This is a genomic window from Staphylococcus sp. 2S1 (assembly GCF_046721335.1).
In the GTDB taxonomy this organism is placed as follows: Bacteria; Bacillota; Bacilli; order Staphylococcales; family Staphylococcaceae; genus Staphylococcus; species Staphylococcus equorum_A.
In genome coordinates this window covers 1,245,034-1,265,713 of sequence record NZ_JBEUUJ010000003.1, presented here as the reverse complement: position 1 = coordinate 1,265,713, position 20,680 = coordinate 1,245,034, and the positions used below count along the sequence as shown (strand labels likewise).

Annotated in this window: 14 protein-coding genes and 7 pseudogenes; 1 reads left to right on the top strand and 20 read right to left on the bottom strand. The window is 34.4% G+C overall.

Annotation, left to right across the window (positions count from 1 at the left end; genetic code table 11):
* Positions 1-117: 117 nt before the first annotated feature.
* From ABLV90_RS06635 to ABLV90_RS06560, 16 genes and pseudogenes are all read right to left on the bottom strand, one after another.
* Positions 118-1,002, bottom strand: coding sequence for an ABC transporter substrate-binding protein (locus tag ABLV90_RS06635; protein WP_069832624.1), 885 nt, complete (start codon positions 1,000-1,002; stop codon positions 118-120).
* A gap of 204 nt (positions 1,003-1,206) precedes the next feature.
* Positions 1,207-1,680: a TipAS antibiotic-recognition domain-containing protein gene (locus ABLV90_RS06630; RefSeq protein WP_460872383.1), complete on the bottom strand. Its 474-nt coding sequence runs from the start codon at positions 1,678-1,680 to the stop codon at positions 1,207-1,209.
* Between the two features lie 82 nt (positions 1,681-1,762).
* On the bottom strand, positions 1,763-1,978 hold the full coding sequence (locus ABLV90_RS06625) for a MerR family DNA-binding transcriptional regulator (protein ID WP_460872382.1): 216 nt from the start codon (positions 1,976-1,978) through the stop codon (positions 1,763-1,765).
* A gap of 48 nt (positions 1,979-2,026) precedes the next feature.
* Positions 2,027-2,675, bottom strand: a pseudogene (locus tag ABLV90_RS06620) (endonuclease III domain-containing protein).
* Between the two features lie 165 nt (positions 2,676-2,840).
* Positions 2,841-4,509, bottom strand: a pseudogene (argS, locus tag ABLV90_RS06615) (arginine--tRNA ligase).
* The gene (locus ABLV90_RS06610; RefSeq protein WP_069832620.1) at positions 4,509-4,922 is read right to left on the bottom strand and encodes a YwiB family protein; all 414 of its coding nucleotides are present in this window, start codon (positions 4,920-4,922) and stop codon (positions 4,509-4,511) included. The pseudogene argS and the gene ABLV90_RS06610 overlap by 1 nt, the downstream one beginning before the upstream one ends.
* Positions 4,923-5,211: 289 nt before the next feature.
* Positions 5,212-5,724: a YwhD family protein gene (locus ABLV90_RS06605; RefSeq protein WP_460872381.1), complete on the bottom strand. Its 513-nt coding sequence runs from the start codon at positions 5,722-5,724 to the stop codon at positions 5,212-5,214.
* 158 nt (positions 5,725-5,882) lie between these two features.
* Positions 5,883-7,199: an HD domain-containing protein gene (locus tag ABLV90_RS06600; RefSeq protein WP_176721520.1), complete on the bottom strand. Its 1,317-nt coding sequence runs from the start codon at positions 7,197-7,199 to the stop codon at positions 5,883-5,885.
* A 17-nt stretch (positions 7,200-7,216) separates the two neighbouring features.
* Positions 7,217-7,696: a GNAT family N-acetyltransferase gene (locus ABLV90_RS06595; RefSeq protein WP_069815129.1), complete on the bottom strand. Its 480-nt coding sequence runs from the start codon at positions 7,694-7,696 to the stop codon at positions 7,217-7,219.
* Between the two features lie 135 nt (positions 7,697-7,831).
* A complete protein-coding gene (locus tag ABLV90_RS06590) occupies positions 7,832-8,374 on the bottom strand; it encodes a flavodoxin family protein (RefSeq protein WP_069815127.1) in 543 nt (180 codons plus the stop codon).
* A gap of 262 nt (positions 8,375-8,636) precedes the next feature.
* Positions 8,637-9,572, bottom strand: a complete 936-nt coding sequence (locus ABLV90_RS06585; protein WP_427705349.1) for an aldo/keto reductase — start codon at positions 9,570-9,572, stop codon at positions 8,637-8,639.
* A 453-nt stretch (positions 9,573-10,025) separates the two neighbouring features.
* A complete protein-coding gene (locus ABLV90_RS06580) occupies positions 10,026-10,367 on the bottom strand; it encodes a YuzB family protein (protein WP_002508430.1) in 342 nt (113 codons plus the stop codon).
* Between the two features lie 246 nt (positions 10,368-10,613).
* Positions 10,614-11,582 carry a sugar phosphate isomerase/epimerase family protein gene (locus ABLV90_RS06575; protein WP_460872380.1) on the bottom strand — a complete coding sequence of 323 codons (969 nt, stop codon included), beginning with the start codon at positions 11,580-11,582 and terminating at the stop codon, positions 10,614-10,616.
* A 30-nt stretch (positions 11,583-11,612) separates the two neighbouring features.
* Positions 11,613-12,660, bottom strand: a pseudogene (locus ABLV90_RS06570) (Gfo/Idh/MocA family protein).
* Between the two features lie 19 nt (positions 12,661-12,679).
* Positions 12,680-13,397 (bottom strand): annotated as a pseudogene (locus ABLV90_RS06565) (ThuA domain-containing protein).
* A gap of 18 nt (positions 13,398-13,415) precedes the next feature.
* Complete coding sequence (locus tag ABLV90_RS06560) at positions 13,416-14,498, bottom strand: Gfo/Idh/MocA family protein (RefSeq protein ID WP_427705357.1); 1,083 nt, start codon at positions 14,496-14,498, stop codon at positions 13,416-13,418.
* Positions 14,499-14,727: 229 nt separating this feature from the next.
* Here ABLV90_RS06560 and ABLV90_RS06555 point away from each other — a divergent pair, with 229 nt between their 5' ends.
* On the top strand, positions 14,728-15,477 hold the full coding sequence (locus ABLV90_RS06555; RefSeq protein ID WP_427707552.1) for a MurR/RpiR family transcriptional regulator: 750 nt from the start codon (positions 14,728-14,730) through the stop codon (positions 15,475-15,477).
* 67 nt (positions 15,478-15,544) lie between these two features.
* Here ABLV90_RS06555 and ABLV90_RS06550 read toward each other — a convergent pair whose 3' ends face one another.
* The 4 genes and pseudogenes from ABLV90_RS06550 to mvk all read right to left on the bottom strand — a co-directional run bounded on the left by ABLV90_RS06550 (position 15,545) and on the right by mvk (position 20,468).
* Positions 15,545-17,149 carry an alpha-glucoside-specific PTS transporter subunit IIBC gene (locus ABLV90_RS06550; RefSeq protein ID WP_460872379.1) on the bottom strand — a complete coding sequence of 535 codons (1,605 nt, stop codon included), beginning with the start codon at positions 17,147-17,149 and terminating at the stop codon, positions 15,545-15,547.
* Positions 17,150-17,463: 314 nt separating this feature from the next.
* Positions 17,464-18,541: pseudogene (locus tag ABLV90_RS06545) on the bottom strand (phosphomevalonate kinase).
* A gap of 12 nt (positions 18,542-18,553) precedes the next feature.
* Positions 18,554-19,538, bottom strand: a pseudogene (gene mvaD / locus ABLV90_RS06540) (diphosphomevalonate decarboxylase).
* A gap of 5 nt (positions 19,539-19,543) precedes the next feature.
* A pseudogene (gene mvk, locus ABLV90_RS06535) lies at positions 19,544-20,468 on the bottom strand (mevalonate kinase).
* Positions 20,469-20,680: the final 212 nt, after the last annotated feature.

Below are 20,680 nucleotides of genomic sequence, written 5' to 3'. Positions count from 1 at the left end.
TCTTTCAATTATTACAATACCATCTGTTTAGGCTTAACACTACACCTCTCCAAATAAACAACTGGAATTTCATAAGTACAAGATTGTACGACTATATGGATAATGCGCGGATACCTATTATTTGTAAATGGCTTCTTTCAAAGCTTTTAGTCCATCATCAATACGTGGCCCTGGACGTGAAATTTGATCGCCATTCACAGCTTCAACATGATTGTGTTGCACTGCTTTTATGTCACTGAATCCGCCACGATGGTTCAACGCTTTTTGGTATTCGGCTTTAGAGATACCCATTGTCGAAATCATAACATCTGGATTTTTCTTAATAATTGCTTCTTTACTTACTTTTTGCCAACCCTCTAAATTCGAAAAACTATTCGTTGCGTTTAATTGGTTCAACATATCATCAAAAAATGTGTGTTTACCTGCTGTATATATTTCTGGTTCGGAAGAGACTTCCATAAACACCTTTTGTGGTTTAGCATCTTTCGGTACTGATGCTTTCACTTCTTTAATATTTTGTTTTGTCTCTTTAATGAGCGCATTAGCCTCATCCTCTTTACCAGTCACCTTACCAATTTGATTAAAGGTATTATACATTTCGGTAAGTGATTGTGCATCTTTCACATAGACTACTTTAACGCCACTATCTTTAAGCGTATTTAATATGTCACCACTTGTTGTTTTCTGTGATTCATGCGCTAAAATTAAATCTGGTTTTGCTTTTAATAAGGATTCTTTATTTAATTTCATTGCATCAAACTGTTGCTTATCTTTAACTTCTTTCGGATAGTCATCCACAGTCGAGACACCCACGATATTATTTCCTAATCCTAATTCATACAATATCTCAGTATTACTCGGCATCAATGATATAATTCTGTCGTAAGAACGTTTGTCCGAATTCTGTGCTTTCTCTTTAGATTGCTCTTCATTTGTCCCACAAGCTGCTAATAAAAATACTAAAACAATAAAAAGATAAAAAATTTTATAAGGTCTTTTCACGTCGTAATCTCCTAGTTCATACTTTTCTTTATCATATCAAAATTTAGCTCAATTTTAATTATCAATGCTAATTTTTTTCTATAAATTCACATTTGAGTGTAAAACCAATAAAATGGTTGAGGCTGAGACATGTATTTATGTCCCAGCCTCGTCTAGTTAAGCATTTGTGTCATATGTTATAAACAAATTCAACGGCATACAAATTTAATTTGAATTATCTTCTTTATTAACAAATATACGCATTGTTTGAATCAAATAGTGATGGAAATCATCGTTACGATTTTTGTTAATATTTTTTATAAATCGTTCATCTTGCTCATACGTAAGTGCCATATATTCAATAAATTGGTTATCACAATTAGTCACTTGCATCGATAAAATACGTTTAAATGCTTCTATATTGTCAGTTGCTTGATTAGGTGTGATGCCCTCATTTTGCAACTGGTTCATTTTATCAAAAAAACCTTCAAGTTGTGTTTTAATTTTGTCATTATTCGATTGTTGCTGATGTTTATGCTTTCGAGCGTTACTTTGTTCAAATGCTTTATAATAATTAGAATCTTTATATTTGTTGTATGCTTCACGCTCATACTGACTGGTTAAATCAAATCCACTGAAGTCTTCTATATCTAGCGCTTCATGACTATGATTTTTAAAATGTTCATCTAATTTCTCCAAAATACGATTGAATTGATTACGTTTATCTAAAACAATTTCATAACGTGTACCGAGTATTTTATTCTTTTCATTGATAGTGCCTTCAAAATATTGTTTTATTTCTTCTAATGTTAATTCTAGCGCTCTTAAAAATAAAATATGCTTGCAGTTTCGTTAGATTTTCCATGTTATATGACCTATAGCCTTGCTCATAAACTTGATTGGGTATTAACAGACCTATTTCATGGTAGTAATGCAATGTGCGCGTACTTACACCAGTAATATGTGCGATGTCTTTCGGACTAAATTGTTGTTTCAATTATCTCGCCTCCTATAACGCAGTATGTAGTATTACGTTACGTGAAGGTCAACCACTTGTTTCATTTTCAAAATAAGCATCTAAAAATGTATATTTTGAGTTTATTTTACCGTTAAAATAATTTTTGCCAAAATTATCTAGCAATGCGTGGAATTCGTTAGCATCTTGATTTGAAAAGTCATCTGGTAATTTAATATGTCGCTTTAATTGTTCGTAGCTGTCAGTTTGCGTATATCCTAATTTTCGATATAGTCTTCTAGAATAACTGTCTGCTATAAACTCAACACCTCCAAAGATATATACGATGAGTACATCAGCTGTCTCACTACCAATACCTTTAATTTCTAACAACGTCTTTCTCAAGTCTTGTTTATAACGATGATTAATCTCCTGATAATCAAAATCGTGGTGATCCAACCAAGTTAATAAAGAGAGTATGGTTTGTGCCTTGTTTTTATAAAACCCACTCGACCTAATTAATACTTGTAACGCTTCTAACTTTAAATTCAAGATGTGCTGTGGTTCTAGATGTGTTGCTTGCTTTAAAGATTCAATTGCATATGCTTGCATTTCGCCAATTCGTATTCTGAACGAGAATCGCGCCCAACATAACTTCTATTTTTGATTCTGCAGGCCACCAACCCTGAGGACCCATATGCTCATATAATAGTTGATATAACGTTTTTGTATCCAACATCATATATCCACCTCTCTTCAATTTTAAGTTTTGTAATTGCTCGTAGTTCATTTATAAAAAAAGAGCGAGCAACGATTTGTTATTGGATGAGTTGTTACACTATCTGATCCATACAAATCTATTACTCACTCTCGTTAATCAAATCTTATCACTTTAGACTTTTACTTACATAGATTCTGGTGCATTAACACCGACTAAATCTAATGCATTATGCATTGTGATTTTGACTGCATTAATAAGTGCGATTAACGCTGTTGTCTTTTCAACATCATCTGTTAATACTTTTTCCGCATTATAGAATTTATGGAAGTGAGAAGCTAACTCTTGAATATAATTCGTAATTCTATGAGGTGCTCTTTGAACTGCTGAGCTTTCAATCATTGTTTCGAATTCGGCTACTTTTTTCAATAAATCGATTGCTTTTGCATTTGTGATATATGAATAATCCGCTTCTTTTGAAGGTTTAATGCCTCTTTCTTCAGCTTGTTTCAAAATCGAACAAATACGTGCATGTGCATACTGTGCATAATACACTGGATTGTCTTGAGATTCTTGTTTCGCAAGTTCCATATCAAAGTCAAAATGTGTATCCGGACTACGCATTGTTAAGAAATAACGCGCAAGCATCTACGCCAACTTCATCCATAATTTCACGTAACGTAATTGCATTACCTGTACGTTTACTCATTTTCACTTCTTGTCCATCTTGCATTAATCGAACCATTTGCATAATTTGGATTTCAAGGCGGTCATTTTCTACACCGAATGATTCTAACGATGCTTTCAAACGGTTGATATAACCGTGATGGTCAGCGCCAAATAAGTTGATTAATACATCGTTGCCACGTTCAATTTTATCAAAATGATAAGCGATATCTGGCAAGAAGTACGTGTAGTTGCCGTCTTTCTTGATTAATACTCTATCTTTATCATCTTTGAAATCAGTCGTACGTAACCACGTTGCACCATCTTGTTCATACGTATAACCAAGTTCTGTCATTTTATCTAAAACTTTTTTAATTTCGCCTTTTTCGTATAAAGATGTTTCACTAAACCAACTGTCAAAGTGCGTATTGAAATCAGACAGGTCTGTTCTTAATTTTTCCATTTCATAATCGACACCGAGTTGTCTGAATGTTTTTATACGTTCGTCCTCTGAAAGGTCTTTTAACTCAGGTTGTTTATCAGCTAAATCTTTACCGATATTAATGATATCCTTGCCGTGGTATCCACCTTCTGGCATTTCAAAAGAATCATCACCAAGCGCTTCAAAATAACGTGCTTCAATGGAGCGCGCCAAATTCGTAATCTGATTACCAGCATCGTTGATATAGTATTCTCTTGTTACTTGATAGCCTGTTGCTTCTAAGATATTTGACAATGTATCTCCAACTGCCGCATTACGCGCATGTCCAATATGTAGATCACCTGTTGGATTTGCAGAAACATACTCTACTAAGATACTTTTACCATTAGCTTCTTCAGTATGGCCAAATTTGTCACCTTTATCCATTGCTTCAGAAATGATTGCAGTTAAGTACGAATTGTCTAAATAAAAATTAATAAATCCAGGTCCTGCGATAGCTACTTTTTCTACTTTAGCTTTTGTTGTATCTAAATTATCTACAATAGCTTGTGCGATTTCACGTGGATTACGTTTTGCTATTTTTGTTAAGACCATTGCAATATTTGTTGAATAGTCACCGTTACTTTTATCTTTAGGAATTTCTATTTTGATTTCTGGAATTTCAGTTGTATCAGCAAGTTGTGCTTGTTGAATACTGTTTTTAATTTCTTCAACCAACGTTTGTTTGACTTGATCAATTATGTTCATTATGGTGTCTCCTTATAAGTAATTTCATATTGATAAGATCCCATTTTCTCTTCATCTTGAATTAAATCATAATGTACTTTCAATTTGCCACCATCAGGCGTAACAAAATGTAAAATGGAATGTGTGCGTACTGTTAGTGGGATGCGTCCGCCACTAATTTCATATAAAGTAATCGTATCTTCACCTTCAACGAAATGAAGAATCATTTTAATTTCACCGTTGCGAATGATTTTGACACCTGACTCCTCAATTTTCACCGTCACATTTACAGTAACATCATTAATTTCTTCTTGATATCGGATAAATTCAGCATTGCGTTTTTGCCAAGATCCTTGTGTCTTTTGCGAAAATTTCTCTTTATTATCAAATTGTTTAACAATTTGTTTCGTCTGGATATTAACATTGTTTTCCAATGTGCGTTTCACCCTAATCTTTAAAATAATACAAACAATTATAGCATACTTGAAATAAGCAATACAGTTGCGAAAACAATTTTCAAAACGTTAATTTCATACTAACTGAAAATATAAAATTTCTTTTCACATGCCGAAGTCAGCAGTAATATAAAAATAGCTGATTAGATTTTACATGCAACACTTACAATTCAGTTGCTTTTACATAATAAAAACAGCCAGAATTCAAACAATTCGGCTGTCTACTTTATCTAAAACCAAAATGTCTTAGATGTTACTTACATTAAATTTACTTAGTGTCTAATGCGTCATGCAAAGCTTGTTCAGAATTATTCCACATCTCAATGTCATGTGCTTTCAGAAAATCTTTTAAAACTTGTTTGTTTTCTTCACCGATGTGTTCAATTTCTATTTGACGTTTCATAGATTTATCCATCATGTTGACATGTTCAGGCATGCTTTTATATCCTCTACGAATACTTTTGTTCACCATTAAATAACAGCCTGTAACACCTGCATAGTAGGGACCGTTTTCGCCTCGTTCAGTCGTAACCCGACACAACCAATACTCTTTAGCATCTTCACCTTCAACGACTTCTTTTTCTTTTATCCACTTAACACCTTTTTCGACACTTGCGCGCGCATGCATACCACCAATATCAATAAAGGCTTCCTTATTTTGAACATCGATAAAGACAGGCGCTACGTTATCTAAACTGATTGAACCGATATTCGTACCTTTATGTCCATCTAGTGGGTCATTCTTAATGATGTTAAATTTAAAACCTTTGCTTTCAGCCACTAGCAAACACCTCCCATAAAATAAGTTTCATAATTACTTGTAATATCTAAGCTCTATTTTAAAACCACAATACGCCTCATGTATACTTAAATGGTTTTTAAAAGTTGTATTCAATACGATCATTCCATTGCCAACACTTTACTCGTATTGGTTAATCGCTAATTTAATTCATTCAAAATACTGATAATCGCATTGCTTATATTTTCATCTTCAATTTCAGTAATAAACTCTTTAGGATAATATAATTTATAATCCTCTCTGTTTATACCAGTAATACTATGAATGATTAATGACTGACTACTAATTTCACGTATTTTACCATTACGGCGCAATAAATGAATAGGTTGTCTATCTGATCCTGGTCTATCATAATCGTATGGTAAATCCGAGAACGATTCGCTTACAAAATAATAATTTGGATCTATACCTGCTTGTATAAACAAATCGGTTAATTCTGTAATTGTAATAATCGAACCGTCAAACGGCATGTATTTAAATAAGTCGCGATTAATAAAACGACGAGATAAATCACTTAGAATCTCATCATCTTCTTTCACCCATGCTTTCAAATAATACAATACCACCGCTTCATCTAAATCTACGTATTGTTCAATTGTCATGGATTCTTCAAAGAACGGTATGAAATCTGTAGGATGCATCTTAAATGTATAGCCTTCCTCATATAACTGCTTCGCACGTTTCAAACAATTATTTAATAATACTTCCCCACCTCGACTTACTGGGTGGAAATAAATTTGCCAATACATTTGGTAACGGCTCATAATAAAGTTTTCTACTGCGTGCATACCACTTTCTTTAATAAGCACTTCATCTTTAGACGGGCGCATTAATCTTAAAATACGTTCCATATCAAACTGACCGTAGGATACTCCTGTAAAATAAGCATCACGTTGTAAATAATCCATTCTATCTGCATCAATTTGTGACGAAATCATAGAAATCACTAATTTATTCTCATGCGTTTTATTAATTACATCTGCAACCTGTTGTGGAAAATCATTTGAGACACGTTTCAATACTTCATTTACTTCAGTTGGTCCTGTAATAATCGCTTGTGTAAATGCTTCATGATCCGTGTTAAATATTTTTTCAAAACTATGTGAAAATGGCCCATGCCCTAAATCATGTAACAATGCGGCACATAATGCTAACGGTCTGTCATCATTATTCCACGCTTCACGACCATCAAATGAATCATCAATCAATCTCCGTACAATTTCATATACACCGAGCGAATGCCCAAATCTACTATGTTCTGCCGTATGGAATGATAAATATAAAGTGCCTAATTGTTTAATACGACGTAAGCGTTGAAATTCTTTCGTCTTGATTAAATCCCAAACCACTTGATCTCTGACATGAATGTACCTATGAATCGGGTCTTTAAAAACTTTTTCTTCAGGTAACTTTTGTGTAGCATAAGTTGTAAATGTCAATGTAGTCCTCCTGTTCATACCCTATACTTTGCAGATTATTTTAATGGCTTACGTAACAACGCTAAGTCCATTGCTTCACCGTACATTACATGTGTGTATGAGCGTACTTTTTCAAAACCTTTTTGTTGATAGAATGTCATAGCCTCATCATTTTTATTATCTACTTCTAAATAAACTTCATTATAATCATCTTTAAAATAGCGAATGCCTTCAGACAATAGATTAGAACCATAACCATGGTGTTGCCATGATGGACTCACATAATGTGCAGACAAGAATAATTCAGTACCATAAATAAATATAGCGAAACCAATAATATTTTCGTCTTCTTCAACTACTAAAAACAATTGATCTTCTAAACGTTTAAGTAAATGTTGTTCATTATATGAAGCAGCCAATAATTCATTTACTGTCTTAGCTGCGTAAATATTTAAATACGTATTATACCACGCTTTTGTTGCTACATCTCTGATGCTGACAACATCTTCTGCAGTTGCTTTTCTTACTTTATGCATGTTGCTCTCCCCCTATTTAGATAGGTAATAATAGCTACATTATAACATAATTTTAGTATTCAAAATACTTTATCTATCTAGATTAAAAATAGTTTGAACAACATAAATCATTTGCTCAAACTATCTTTTATATATTTACTTTTCGCCTAATGTTTGTTGCCATTCTTGTGCACGTTTTAATGCGTAAACGTCCTTTTCAATATCGCCTGGCTTTTCAGCAGTACCAATAATATAACCTGATAACGTTGCACCAATAAATTCCAAGCTATATTTCACTTGAGTGATACATGGTTTTCCTTTAACTTTCGGGAAATCGCCACCAACGATGATTAATCTAAAATCTTTTTTTGCCATTTCTTCTTTAAAATTTTTATAATTGGGATCCATTAATGTTTCAGACCAATGATCGAAAAATGCTTTTACTGATGCCGATAAACTATACCAATATACCGGCGAAGCAATAATAATCGTTTCACTCGCTAATACTTTATCAATAATCTCTTTATAATCATCATTATATGATTCTATTACTTTATTATCATGTCTTACATCTCTAACTGGATTTAATTGATATTGTGTTAAATCTATCCATTCGTAGTCGTATCCTGCTATGGCCGCCTTAGTTAAATGAGCAGTATTCCCCTCTGGTCGACTGCCCCCGAATAAAACTGTGATCATAATAATCTCCTTCTACTACTAAATTAATAATATATCTGTTGAGCTTTATAATTATACATTTCATTATTTAGGTAAACTTAATTAATAATCCTACACTAAATAATGTCATTATTAAACAGATAAATGAAAATACATTAATAAATTAAATTATTTGCTCAAAAATAGTACTTTTCCAACATACTATTTATGTATATTTTTAGGTTTAAAGTTTATAAATATAAAAAGTAGATAAACGCTACATGGTCCATCTACTGTAATATTATTATTCTATTGGAAATAATTGTTCTATTTTTTCTATTTCCTCGTTTGTTAATTTAAAATCAAGGGTTATTAAATTATCCACGACTTGGTTTGGTCGTTTGGCTCCTGGAATGATCACATCTAATGATGGTTTAGTAAGATAATATGCTAATACAACATGTACTACATCTACTCTATGATTATCAGCAATCACTCTGAGTTGATCTACTTTTTCTAAATTTTCTTGATATCTTTCACCTTGAAACTCTGGATTTTCGGCACGAAGATCATCAAATTTCGTGTTCTCTGTATATTTACCAGCTAAAAGACCTGATACTAATGGGAAATATGGAATAAATGTAATATCATTTTCTGAAGTATATTCTAGAATCGCTTCATTTTTACGATTCAATAAATTATATTCCATTTGAACGACATCCACGTAGCCATCTTTATTCGCTTCTTTCAATTGTTCTAAACTAAAGTTCGAAACACCAATGGCTTTGATTTTGCCTTCGTCTTTCAATTCTTTTAAAGCTGCAACCGCTTCATTTTTAGGTGTTGATTCATCTGGAAAATGAATATAATACAAATCAATATAGTCTAATTGTAGACGTTTTAAACTTTGTGCCACTTGTTCTTTTAAGAATTCTGGATCATTAGAGATTTGTACATTCCCATCTTCATCAAAATAATGTGCACCTTTCGTAGCTATCGCAAATTCTTCTCTAGTAAATTCTTTCACTGTCTCGCCAACAAGTTCTTCTGAACGTTCAGGTCCATAGATAAACGCCGTATCTAATAAATTAATATCATTTCTAATTGCTGTACGTACAGTTTCTTTCCCTTGTTCTTCATCTAAATTATTATAAAAGTTATGACCCCCTACTGCATTCGTTCCTAAAGCAATGGGTGATACTTTAACATCTGATTTACCTAATTGTACTTTTTCCGCCAAACTTCTTCAGCTCCTTATATTAAATATGAATCACGTATTTTAAAATACGATTTCTATATTTATGCTCGTTAGCCTCGCAATAATATTGAACAATCTTATGCACATCTTAATAAAAAGTTATCTAAACATCGATGTGCAAATAACCATTAAAATTTAATTGTTTCACTAACTTCATAATTTGTATTTACCCTTTTTAGCTCATTTTATGAGTAGTTTCATAAAGAAATTGTATTTTTAAATCATTTCATTACTTTTATCAACAAATGAACTAAATATAATACTATCTTTATAGAATTTATCATGATAATTCTAATATATTAAATAAATTGCTCGGACCAGAACAACATACATTTCCATAAAAAATAAAAAAACAGCAGTGAAACTTAAATTCCTAAGTCTCACCACTGCCGATCCACTTTCAAATAGTGTCACTATAAACACTACATCTATATGTTATTTCGCACTTTTTCGCTGTGCGAGTTTCTCTTTCAGTTTTCTATCTTGCTCTTCTTTACGGCGTTTACGCAGTTCATTACGCTGTCTCAAACGTTCTTCTTCTTCTGGATCTCTCGGTTTTTGTAACTGTTTCATTACTTTCTCCATGAGTTCTTCTTCTGTTAGTGCGGCGAGTGGGCGGTTATTAACAAATGCAAATGTTTTTCGTCTACCTGGCCCACAATAGGACTGACAGCCAATCTCTATTTCAGCTTCAGGGTCTAATTTCGTCAGCTTTTTTTCTAATGATTTACAATCCACACCCTGACAATCATCACAAATCAGAAACTTGTTTTGCAACTACACCCTCACCTTTCTAATAATATACAGACTCAAAAATTCAATACTGATTTAATATGTATATGTGCACGCATTCGCGATTTTTTTGTATTTACAACTCTAATTATTTTACTCTTTTTAGCGGAAATTTCAAGTTTTTAATTATACTGTTTGCCTATCATGACTTGATTCAAGTTGTCTTATAAATAAAAAAGTGAACTTAGTATATGCTTTTATATTCGCATACTAAGCTCACTTCATCGACTTTTAAGTCCACCATAAATCTGGTGCTGGATTTTCTATATTTACTGATTTCAAATTATTTACTGCTTTAGTAAAGCCTTCTTCAATCGACATAATCGGATCTTCATGTTCGATACTTACGACATAATCATAGCCATTGATTCTCAATGCGCTAATGATTTCTCCCCATACTTGTGGGTTATGACCATAGCCTACAGTTCTAAACGTCCAAGCACGCGTTTGTACATTGCCATAAGGTTGCATATCCGTTAAACCATACATATTTACATTTTCTTGATCAATGTATGTGTCTTTAGCATGAAAATGATGAATGGCATTTTCACGACCTAAAATTTTAATCGGCGCAACTGGATCGATACCTTGCCACCACAAATGACTAGGATCTAAGTTAGCACCAATCGCATCATTTGTTGTCGCTCTTAATTTCAACAACGTATAAGGTGTATGTACTAAAAAGCCTGCATGTAGTTCAATCGCAATTTTGACACCTTGTTCTTTTGCGTATTGTGCTGCTTTTTTCCAATAAGGAATTAGTTTTTCTTCCCATTGCCACTCTAATATTTCAGAATAGGCTGTCGGCCATGGCGTTACTGGCCAATTAGGATATTTTGCTGTTTCATCTGAGCCGGCTACGCCTGAAAAAGTATTAACCACTGGCACATTTAATAATGCCGCTAATTTTATTGTTTTAAACAAAGTATCATGTGCATCTTGTGCATGATCTTGATTTGGTGAAATTGGATTATTGTGACAGCTAAAAGCACTAATGCCTAAACCACGTTGATGTATTTGCTCTAAATATTCAGCTCTTTTACTTTCATCTTCTAATAATTCATCTAAAGGGCAAAATTGATTACCTGGATTACCTCCAGTACCTAATTCAATCATGTCAACACCCGCATCGGCTACATAGTCCAACATTTCTTCAAATTTTTTATCTTGAAATAATACTGAGAACACACCAATTTTCATAAATTAAACCCTCCTCAAAATTTTAAAACATTACAATCGAATACTATGTCCTTCTGTCTTGCTTTGATATATTGCATCTATTAATATATTAATTTTTTGCGCTTGTTCAGGTTGCACGACTAACGCTTCATGGCCTAGACAACTGTTCACAAAATTAAGCGCTTGTCTCTGAGCCGCAATTTCTTCATCATGTGCCGCATCAGCTTGTTCTGTAAAAAATGTGCCAAACCTTGGTTGGTAAATTTCAAAAGGATATAAACTTAAGCCACCGTCTACCCCTGAAATGCTTATATGCTTTGTATCTTCTTTAATATTTGCTGACCAAGAACATTCAAATTGCATCGTTGAATGGTCTTCAAAAGTAATAAAGCTCGTGACATGATCATCTACATCAAACGTTTCATGATCAAATTCTCCCCAATCATTGATTTGATTCGGCGTTTTACTTAGTCTGTTATATGTTTTGCCAATCACTTCAACGGGTTCGACATCTTTTAATAACCACAATGACAAATCTAACAAGTGGCATCCATAATCAATTAGGCTGCCGCCACCTTGCAATGTTTTATTCGTAAACACACCCCAACCTGGTACTTTTCTCCTACGTAAAGCTTGTACACGTGTGACGAGTGCATCACCAACCACACCCTCATCTACAGCATTTTTTGCGGTAATTGCGGCATCCGTAAATCGATAGTGATAGCCTATTGCCAATAATTTGCCGAGCACGCTTAGCAGCTTTAACCATCTGTTCGCTCTCTATTTGATTCATCGCCATTGGTTTCTCACAAAATACATGAACCCCTGATTCTAAAGCGACAATACTGATTTCTGCATGAAATTTATTCGGCGTGCAAATAGCTACGGCATCAACCTTTTCAAACATAGCTTCATAACTTTCAAACACTTTACCAATTGTGAATCTATCCGCTACTGTTTCTGCTAGTGTTTGATTGACGTCTTGCACTGCCACAATTTCAGCAAGATGACTTAAATTTTGAAATGCTGGAATATGTCTACCTTGCGCAATACCGCCACAACCAATAATGCCGATTTTTAATTTTTCTACATTCTCCATAGTAACCAAACTCCCAACCCTATTTTTCTTTTATTTCCTCTAACGGTTGAGCATTGCCATACTGATGTTTCGGTGTATTGGTATTGCATGCCCATTTCACGCCATTTTTGATGACTTGTTGAATGTTGGCATTATAATATGTCGGATAACTTTCATGGCCTGGTCTAAAATAGAATATTTTGCCATTACCTCTTTTAAAAGTCGCTCCGCTTCTAAAGACCTCTCCGCCTTCAAACCAGCTAATAAATACTGTTTCATCTGGTGCTTGGGATATCAAAATGCTCTCCGTACATTTCTTCTTTCTCTAATTCAAAATATGAATCTAAGCCTTCAGTAATCGGATGTGTCGGATCAACTACCCATAATCGTTCTTTTTCATCTGCTTCTCTCCACTTAAGGTCACACGTAGTGCCCATTAAGTTTTTGAAAATTTTCGAGAAATGTCCAGAATGTAACACAACAAGACCCATGCCATCCAACACACGTTGTTTCACTTTTTCTACAATAATATCATCGACTTCATCATGTGCTTTATGCCCCCACCAAACTAACACGTCTGTATTCGCTAATACATCGTCTGTCAGACCATGTTCGGGTTCATCTAGTGTTGCCGTCTTAACTTGGTGTTCATGCTCTAGAAAAGACGCTAATGCTTTATGAATACCTTCAGGATAAACTTTTTTTACTTCAGCACTTTCTTGTTCATGACGAAATTCATTCCAAATTGTTATATTCAATAGTAAGCTCCCCTTTGATTAATGATTATTGAGATATACCGCTTTTCCTGTTTTTGCAGATTCATATATCGCTTCTAATATTTGAGTTACTACAAATGCTTCTTTAGGTTTTACGACTGGTTCAGTATCATGAATAATATTATCTATCCAAGCACGTGCTTCTTCTTCAGCTTCATCGATTTTTTCACTTTCATAAAAATCAACACCTGCATTATCTACTTCAATTTGAGATGTATATAAAGTGCCGAATGCTTCACCATGGACGCGTAAACCATCCTTCATATCCGCACCACCCTGCGTACCTGACAATGCACATTTCGCTTCGTCTACGTCTAAAGAATTGAGCGCCCAACTAGATTCTAAGATGATTGTTGCGCCATTACGCATCTTAATAAAGCCAAACGCTGAGTCTTCAACAGTAAATTCATCTGGATCCCACGGTCCCCATGCATTTGCCGCATTGTCTTGTTTTCCCAATTTATGAAAAGTAGATCCCATAACAGACTCTGGTTCGTAATTATCCATCATCCATAATGTTAAATCCAATGCATGTGTACCAATATCAATTAATGGTCCGCCGCCTTGTTTCTCTTCATCTAGGAACACACCCCACGTAGGAACTGCACGACGTCGAATTGCTTGCGCTTTACTATAATAAATATCTCCTAAGTCTCCACGTTGCGTCACTTTTCGTAAATGTTGACTGTCAGCTCTAAATCTATTTTGGTAACCAATTGTTAATTTTTTATTATTTCGCTCCGCCGCCTCGATCATTTCACGGGCTTCGTTTGAAGTTTTAGCCATTGGTTTCTCGCACATTACATGTTTCCCAGCATTTAATGCCGCAACTGTTATCTCCTTATGTGTATTATTAGGTGTACACACGTGTATTACTTCTATAGATTTATCTTCGAGTAATTGTTTGTAATCTTCATATATTGCCGCGTTTTCTATACCGTAAGTTGTCGCCGCAGATTCAGCTTTAGCTACGTCTATATCGCAAAAAGCGACCATAGTTGCTTCTGGGATTTTTTCTAAACTTGGTAAATGCTTACCATTAGCTATGCCACCGCATCCAATTATTCCAATTTTCACATTCATAGACTCATCCCTTTATATTAAATTTATTCAGTCTTTAAAAGTAACCGCTTACAAAAAGTCGTATTAAATTTAAGCTTTATTACATTTAAAAGGTTAATACTTAATTTCATATTAAAATACAATGTTAAAAATACCAATAAATTTGACGTATTTAGATTTTATATATTAACATTAGAATATATTTTCAAATTCCGGAAAATTTTCCAATGAATAGGTGGAATCCACACATATGGTACTTGATCATCTTATCAATAAATACTTTGAGCAATTAACTGAAAATGATTTACATATCATCAATATCATACGTCAAAACATGGATGACATGTCAACTATGAAAATCCATGATTTAAGTAAACTCACGCATACTTCCATCTCAACGATTCATAGGCTCGTTAAAAAGATGGGCTTTGAAGGCTATAGCAACTTTAAGTTTTACTTGAAAATGGAAAACAACGCACAACCATCACATTTAGCAAGCACAGACCCGATTGTCGAAGATGTGCAAAGAACTGTAGAACACCTTCAAATGTTCGACTATAAACTTTTAAACCACTTATTAGAAGCCGCACCTTTCGTCTATATCTTCGGCACAGGCATGGCCCAACAAAATGTTGCCAGGGAAGCACAACGCCATATGCTTTCTATCTCTAAACGCTCTATTGTTGTTAATGATGAAAATGAATTGCGCTTAGCTATAGATCAAATGTCACCAGAAGATTTACTTTTCATCATTTCTTTATCGGGTGAAACTAAAAATTTAAAAGAACCTATTCAACTCATTAAATCACGTGAATTGCATTACGTCTCTATCACGACATTACATGACAACTATATTGCCAAAAATGCCGCCTTCAATATTTATGTTAACAGTGCACCAATGCAATTTTTTAATAATACGAAACATTACAGTTTTACTCCATATTATGTCGTTTTTGATTTTATCGCTAGAACATATCACAACTACAAAATTTCCAAATAATGATATAAATTATATGATGTAAAACAATGATACTGATTTGTTTTACATCATATTTAATTTTATAGTCTTATGCTTCGTGCTTAATAATTTGTTCTACCGCTTCTCTCACTTGTGGAACCGAAAGTCCTACGATGACTTGTACGTTTTTCCCGCTTTTCACGAGTCCATGCGCACCACCCACTGTTTTAAAATAGCCATCTTCTTCTACTTTTTCAGGGTCTTTAACGGTCACACGTAATCTTGTTGCACAATTTGTTATATCAGCAATATTTTCCGTGCCACCTAAGCCTTCTAAATAAATTGCAGCTTTTGTTTCATATTCGTTTTTATCACTCGTTTTTTTGTGTTTATTTTCCTTATAATCACGCTTCGTATAGAGCTTAGCATCTATCTCATCATCTTTCTCTCTACCTGGCATAGGTATATCCATTTTTAGGATAATAAATCTGAATAGATAATAATAAATGAATATGAATATAATGCCTATAATAAATTGAGCGACGTAAGTTCCCCAATGCGAACCAAACAACGGAATCCAATTGGTTGTTGCGATTTCAATAAAGCCACCACCTAAATTACCTACAAGACCAAACCCGTACATAATGGTCACCATTGTTGCTCCGAGAATAGCGTGGATTAAAAATAGAAACGGCGCTATAAAGATAAACGTAAATTCTAGTGGCTCTGTGATACCTGCAAACACGGCTGTTAAAGTAGCGACTAATAATAATGCCCCAACTTCTTTCTTTTTATGTGCTTTTGCCGTTGAATATATCGCAAGTGCTATACCAATCGAGCCGAACATTTTAATATTACCTTGTAATAAAAATCCACCACCTGGAAAAATTTCTTTTAGTGGTTTTGTTGTTTGCGAATACTCAGTTAAATGAGAAATCCAATACGATTTAATACCACCATCGACTACTGCCGGTCCATATTCAAACGGCGTGTAGATGAAATGATGTAATCCTGTCGGAATTAAAATACGTTCTAAAAAGTGGAAAAGCCATACGCCAACGTAACTTGATGAAGCTAAAAACACTTGTAACGAAGCAATCCATCCTTGAACAATAGGCCATCCCCAACTTGTTAAAAATGCTAATGGAATCATAGCAAAGAATGCTATCATGACAACAAACGGCGAACCTTGGAATATTCCTAAAGACTCTGGCAATTTCTTATCATAATATCGATTATGTAACCAAATCGCGATGCCTGAGATGATGAGTGCACCGATAATATTTGTATCTAAGGTTTTAATACCTGCGAGTTCAGTAATACCTGTGACTTCTCCTGCATCGCCCTTAAAGTCCACACCAAAAGCAGGGCCCCATGTCGTTAATATGCTATTTATAAAATAATTAAACATCATATAAGTTACTACCGACGACATTACTGCATGGCCGGCTGACTTTTTAGCTAGTGATATAGGTAAGCCGATAACGAAAATAAGTTCTATATTTTCAAATACCGTCCACCCACCATTTTCAATTAATGACCATATTTGAAACCATAAACCATTAGGATCAGCCAGCTGACCCATAATCGCCTCGTTTTTAAACAGTGTAGCTATGCCAATAATAATCCCGAAAAATGGAAATAATAATACTGGAACAATCATTGCGCCACCAAATCTACGAATTGCATCTCCAAACTTACGTCCCAAATTCATAATAATCACCCTTCTATCATCGCATTATTATAAGCGCTTTCTTAAGATGATCGTATGCTTTAATCTCAATGAGTTCAATAACATTCGTACATTTAGACAATTCATTTCTACAACTGAATTTATTTCCATTAAGAGGTAAATTTTCCATTGCGTTATTTAGATGTGGTCAGATTAACGACAACGTATTATGCGTTGCTTATCAGTGTCTTAGATTTAGTTGCTAGATAGTTTACTTTTATTCAATTTCAGCAAAATAAAAAACAGTAGTGAGTGGGACATATATTTATGCCTCAGCTTCATACTGTTCATTTTCATTATTGACCGTGGTATATATTAAACTCCAAAGGTTTCACTTCATTTTCTAACCATTCATCGTAAATGCGTTGCTTATTAACACCTTTATTGATTATCGTTATGCCACAATCTCCACCACCTGCACCTGATGTTTTGGCAGCGCCGCCATATTTTTCAGCTACAGAACATAATACTTTTAAATGGGCAGTTTCAATATCAACTGTCGCTTCTTTATCCATAGATTGAATAATCTCACGGTTGATGCGAATCATTTGTTGCACGCCTTTAATATGATTCGTTTTAAAAGCATGTATCAACTTCTCAACACATAAATGAGAGCGTTCTAAAAATTTACCGTAAAAGGTAGGATCTGATTTCAAGCGTTTTACTTCACTCACTAAGTGGTGTGACGAAGCTGGTGACCCAGTCCAACCTATAAGCACTTCCATATTTTCTGGTGGCTGTAATGGTTCGATATGAAGGCCAGGCCAGTTTTTATTCAATACATCATTGACTGACGTATCTTCAATTTGCTGTGATACCCATTCATGATCAAACGTACTATAAGCTAACCAGACCAGTATAAACACTGACAGCAATATCACCACAAGAACTTAAGCTTTGTAATTTCATATTTGCAATAACTGCAAGTTTGTAAATATATAAATTAGATAAATGCATACCATAAAATTCATTCAAAGCTTTAACAACTGATACCAAGACAGTCGCACTAGAACCTAAACCATATTTATGCCCATTTGTATCGTCTAAATTACTATCAATTGTTAAATTGAAATGTTTTAAAGGCATATTATTACTTCTTACAAATTGTTCAAAGATTTCAATTGCTGTGATGACATACTTCAATTGTTTCGCGACATTTAAATCTGAAACTACAATTTTATCTTCACGTCTTTGAAATGTTACTGGTTCATGATGTAAGGTCTTAGAATGTATCGTACCCTGTGGTGCATTTGAATCTTCAATAGAAGCAGTTACAAATCGATCTACTGCGATTAATATTGATTTATAGCCAGGTTCGACAACTGCGTATTCACCTGCAATGTATAGCTTCCCTGGTGCTTTAACTTGAATCATTTTATCTCTTCCTTACTCAATAATTTCTACGCCTGTACGTGTAATGTCGCTCGCAATGATTTGGTCTTCTTTAAACGATTTATGTAATGCATCAACAACCGCTTGTTTATTTTTCTTTTCTACTAAAATTTTAACATTTGGACCAAGCATCCATCGTAAAGTAACAAGGATGACCCGCCTTACGACATTGGTCTACGATGTCCATCACTAAATAACTGTCGTCGACCATATAAGTGAACGGCGGTTGTGCACCTAAGTTTGTTGCATGCATGCGCAAACCGTTGGCTTCAATCACTTCACCTAATTGTTTAAAGTCTTTTTGATTTATTGCATGCTTAACTGACGCTATGTCCTCATCCACATGGTCTAACCAATATTGATAAAAACGTGATGTATCACGTGTAAGTGACATACCGGCACGACTTGAAACTTTTTTCGATTTATTATTAATGACAACAAATATCATTGCTAACTCGTCTTCCCAATTATCTGCTTCAACAGGAAAACTATATGATGTCTCATCATCATACCCTTTTTCCCATTCTACAAAACCGCCATAGATACTTCTAGAAGCAGATCCTGACCCTCTACGAGCCAATCTAGATAACGCTTTGCCTGTTAACCCTAGATTCAAAGCCGCATCACAAGCTGCTGCTAATGCCGCATAGGCACTTGCTGAAGATGCTAACCCTGTTGCTGTAGGGACATAATTATCACTCTCAATATATGCAAACATTGAGGTTTGACTTAATTCGCGGAACACATCCATAAAACGGTGTATCTTAGTTGCTTCTGCGTCATTTACTGCTTGGCCATTCAAAATAAGCGTATCTTTAGTATAGCTCTCATCAAATGTCACTTTAGTTTCAGTATAAAAGCGATCTAATGTAACCGACAAACTATTATTCATCGGAATAATATAAGTTTCATCAGCTTTACCCCAATATTTTATGAGTGCAATATTTGTATGTGCACGTGCTTTACCACTATTAACCAACGTCATTAACCTCCTAAATATTCAATCCATGTATGATGTGCACCTAAGTTTTGCGCACTTTCAACAATTTTCTCAGCCACTTCTAAGGTTGAAGCAAGTACAATCATACTACCGCCACGACCGCCACCAGTTAATTTTCCGAGCAATAGCGCCTTGTTGTTTACTTGCCTCAAGTAATGTTTCAATTTTATCATGGCTTACCGTTAATGTACGTAAGCTTTCTTGACACAAATTAAAGATAGAGGCTAATTTTTCGAAGTTATGATGCTCTATAGAGTCACTTGCTTCGTGTACAAGTTGACCAATATGTTTCACATGTTCTAAGTACTCATTATCTTCTTTACATAAATTATGTACATCTTCTACTGCTTGTTTTGTAGAGCCGAGTACACCTGTGTCAATAACAATCATGTAACCATTCAATTCTAATGGCTTTAATGTCGTCACGTTACCTTGCTTAAACCACACTGGCTTATTCGATACAATCGTTTGTGTATCAATGCCACTTGGTTTACCGTGTGCAATACGTTCCGCCCAATTGGCTTCTTCTATCAACACCTCATCAGATAATGGTTTATTGAGGTAGTCGAAACTTGCACGCACAAAAGCAACCGCCATTGCAGCACTTGAGCCTAGCCCTCTAGATGGTGGTAAGTTTGTATCAATCGAAACTTTTATAGGTGTTTGGATTTCATATTTTTCTACAAAACGAGTTATTACTGCCTTTAAATGTTCAGGTGCATTAATTAACTCACCTTCATATACATCACTTTTAATACATGAAGAAAAAGGTTCTTCTATAGATTCTATTTTCGCTCTCACTTTCCCGGTCGTAAATGGAATCGCAATTGCTGGCTCGCCAAATGTAACAGCATGTTCACCAATTAATATTACTTTTCCATTTGCTTCCCCATATCCTTGTTGTGTCATATTCTCAATCACCTTTAGTATTTTCTTTAGTTTTATATTTTAAGTACGCTACACCTTACAGACCACACTGATTTTAGTCATTTCAGAACACCACAATGCATTCTGCTTAAATTTCCCAGGAAATTTCGTGTTCTAAGTCTCGTTGTTAGCGCATCTAATATGTCTTTTATTATTAATAATTTGAAAAGACTGCTCGTATTCTATATGAAAAT

Coding starts and splice junctions, on each gene's coding strand:
- ABLV90_RS06600 (WP_176721520.1), bottom strand. CDS start 7,199: ATGAACAGGAGGACTACATTGACATTTACAACTTATGCTACACAAAAG.
- ABLV90_RS06595 (WP_069815129.1), bottom strand. CDS start 7,696: ATGCATAAAGTAAGAAAAGCAACTGCAGAAGATGTTGTCAGCATCAGA.
- ABLV90_RS06590 (WP_069815127.1), bottom strand. CDS start 8,374: ATGATCACAGTTTTATTCGGGGGCAGTCGACCAGAGGGGAATACTGCT.
- ABLV90_RS06575 (WP_460872380.1), bottom strand. CDS start 11,582: ATGAAAATTGGTGTGTTCTCAGTATTATTTCAAGATAAAAAATTTGAA.
- ABLV90_RS06560 (WP_427705357.1), bottom strand. CDS start 14,498: ATGAATGTGAAAATTGGAATAATTGGATGCGGTGGCATAGCTAATGGT.
- ABLV90_RS06555 (WP_427707552.1), top strand. CDS start 14,728: ATGGTACTTGATCATCTTATCAATAAATACTTTGAGCAATTAACTGAA.
- ABLV90_RS06550 (WP_460872379.1), bottom strand. CDS start 17,149: ATGAATTTGGGACGTAAGTTTGGAGATGCAATTCGTAGATTTGGTGGC.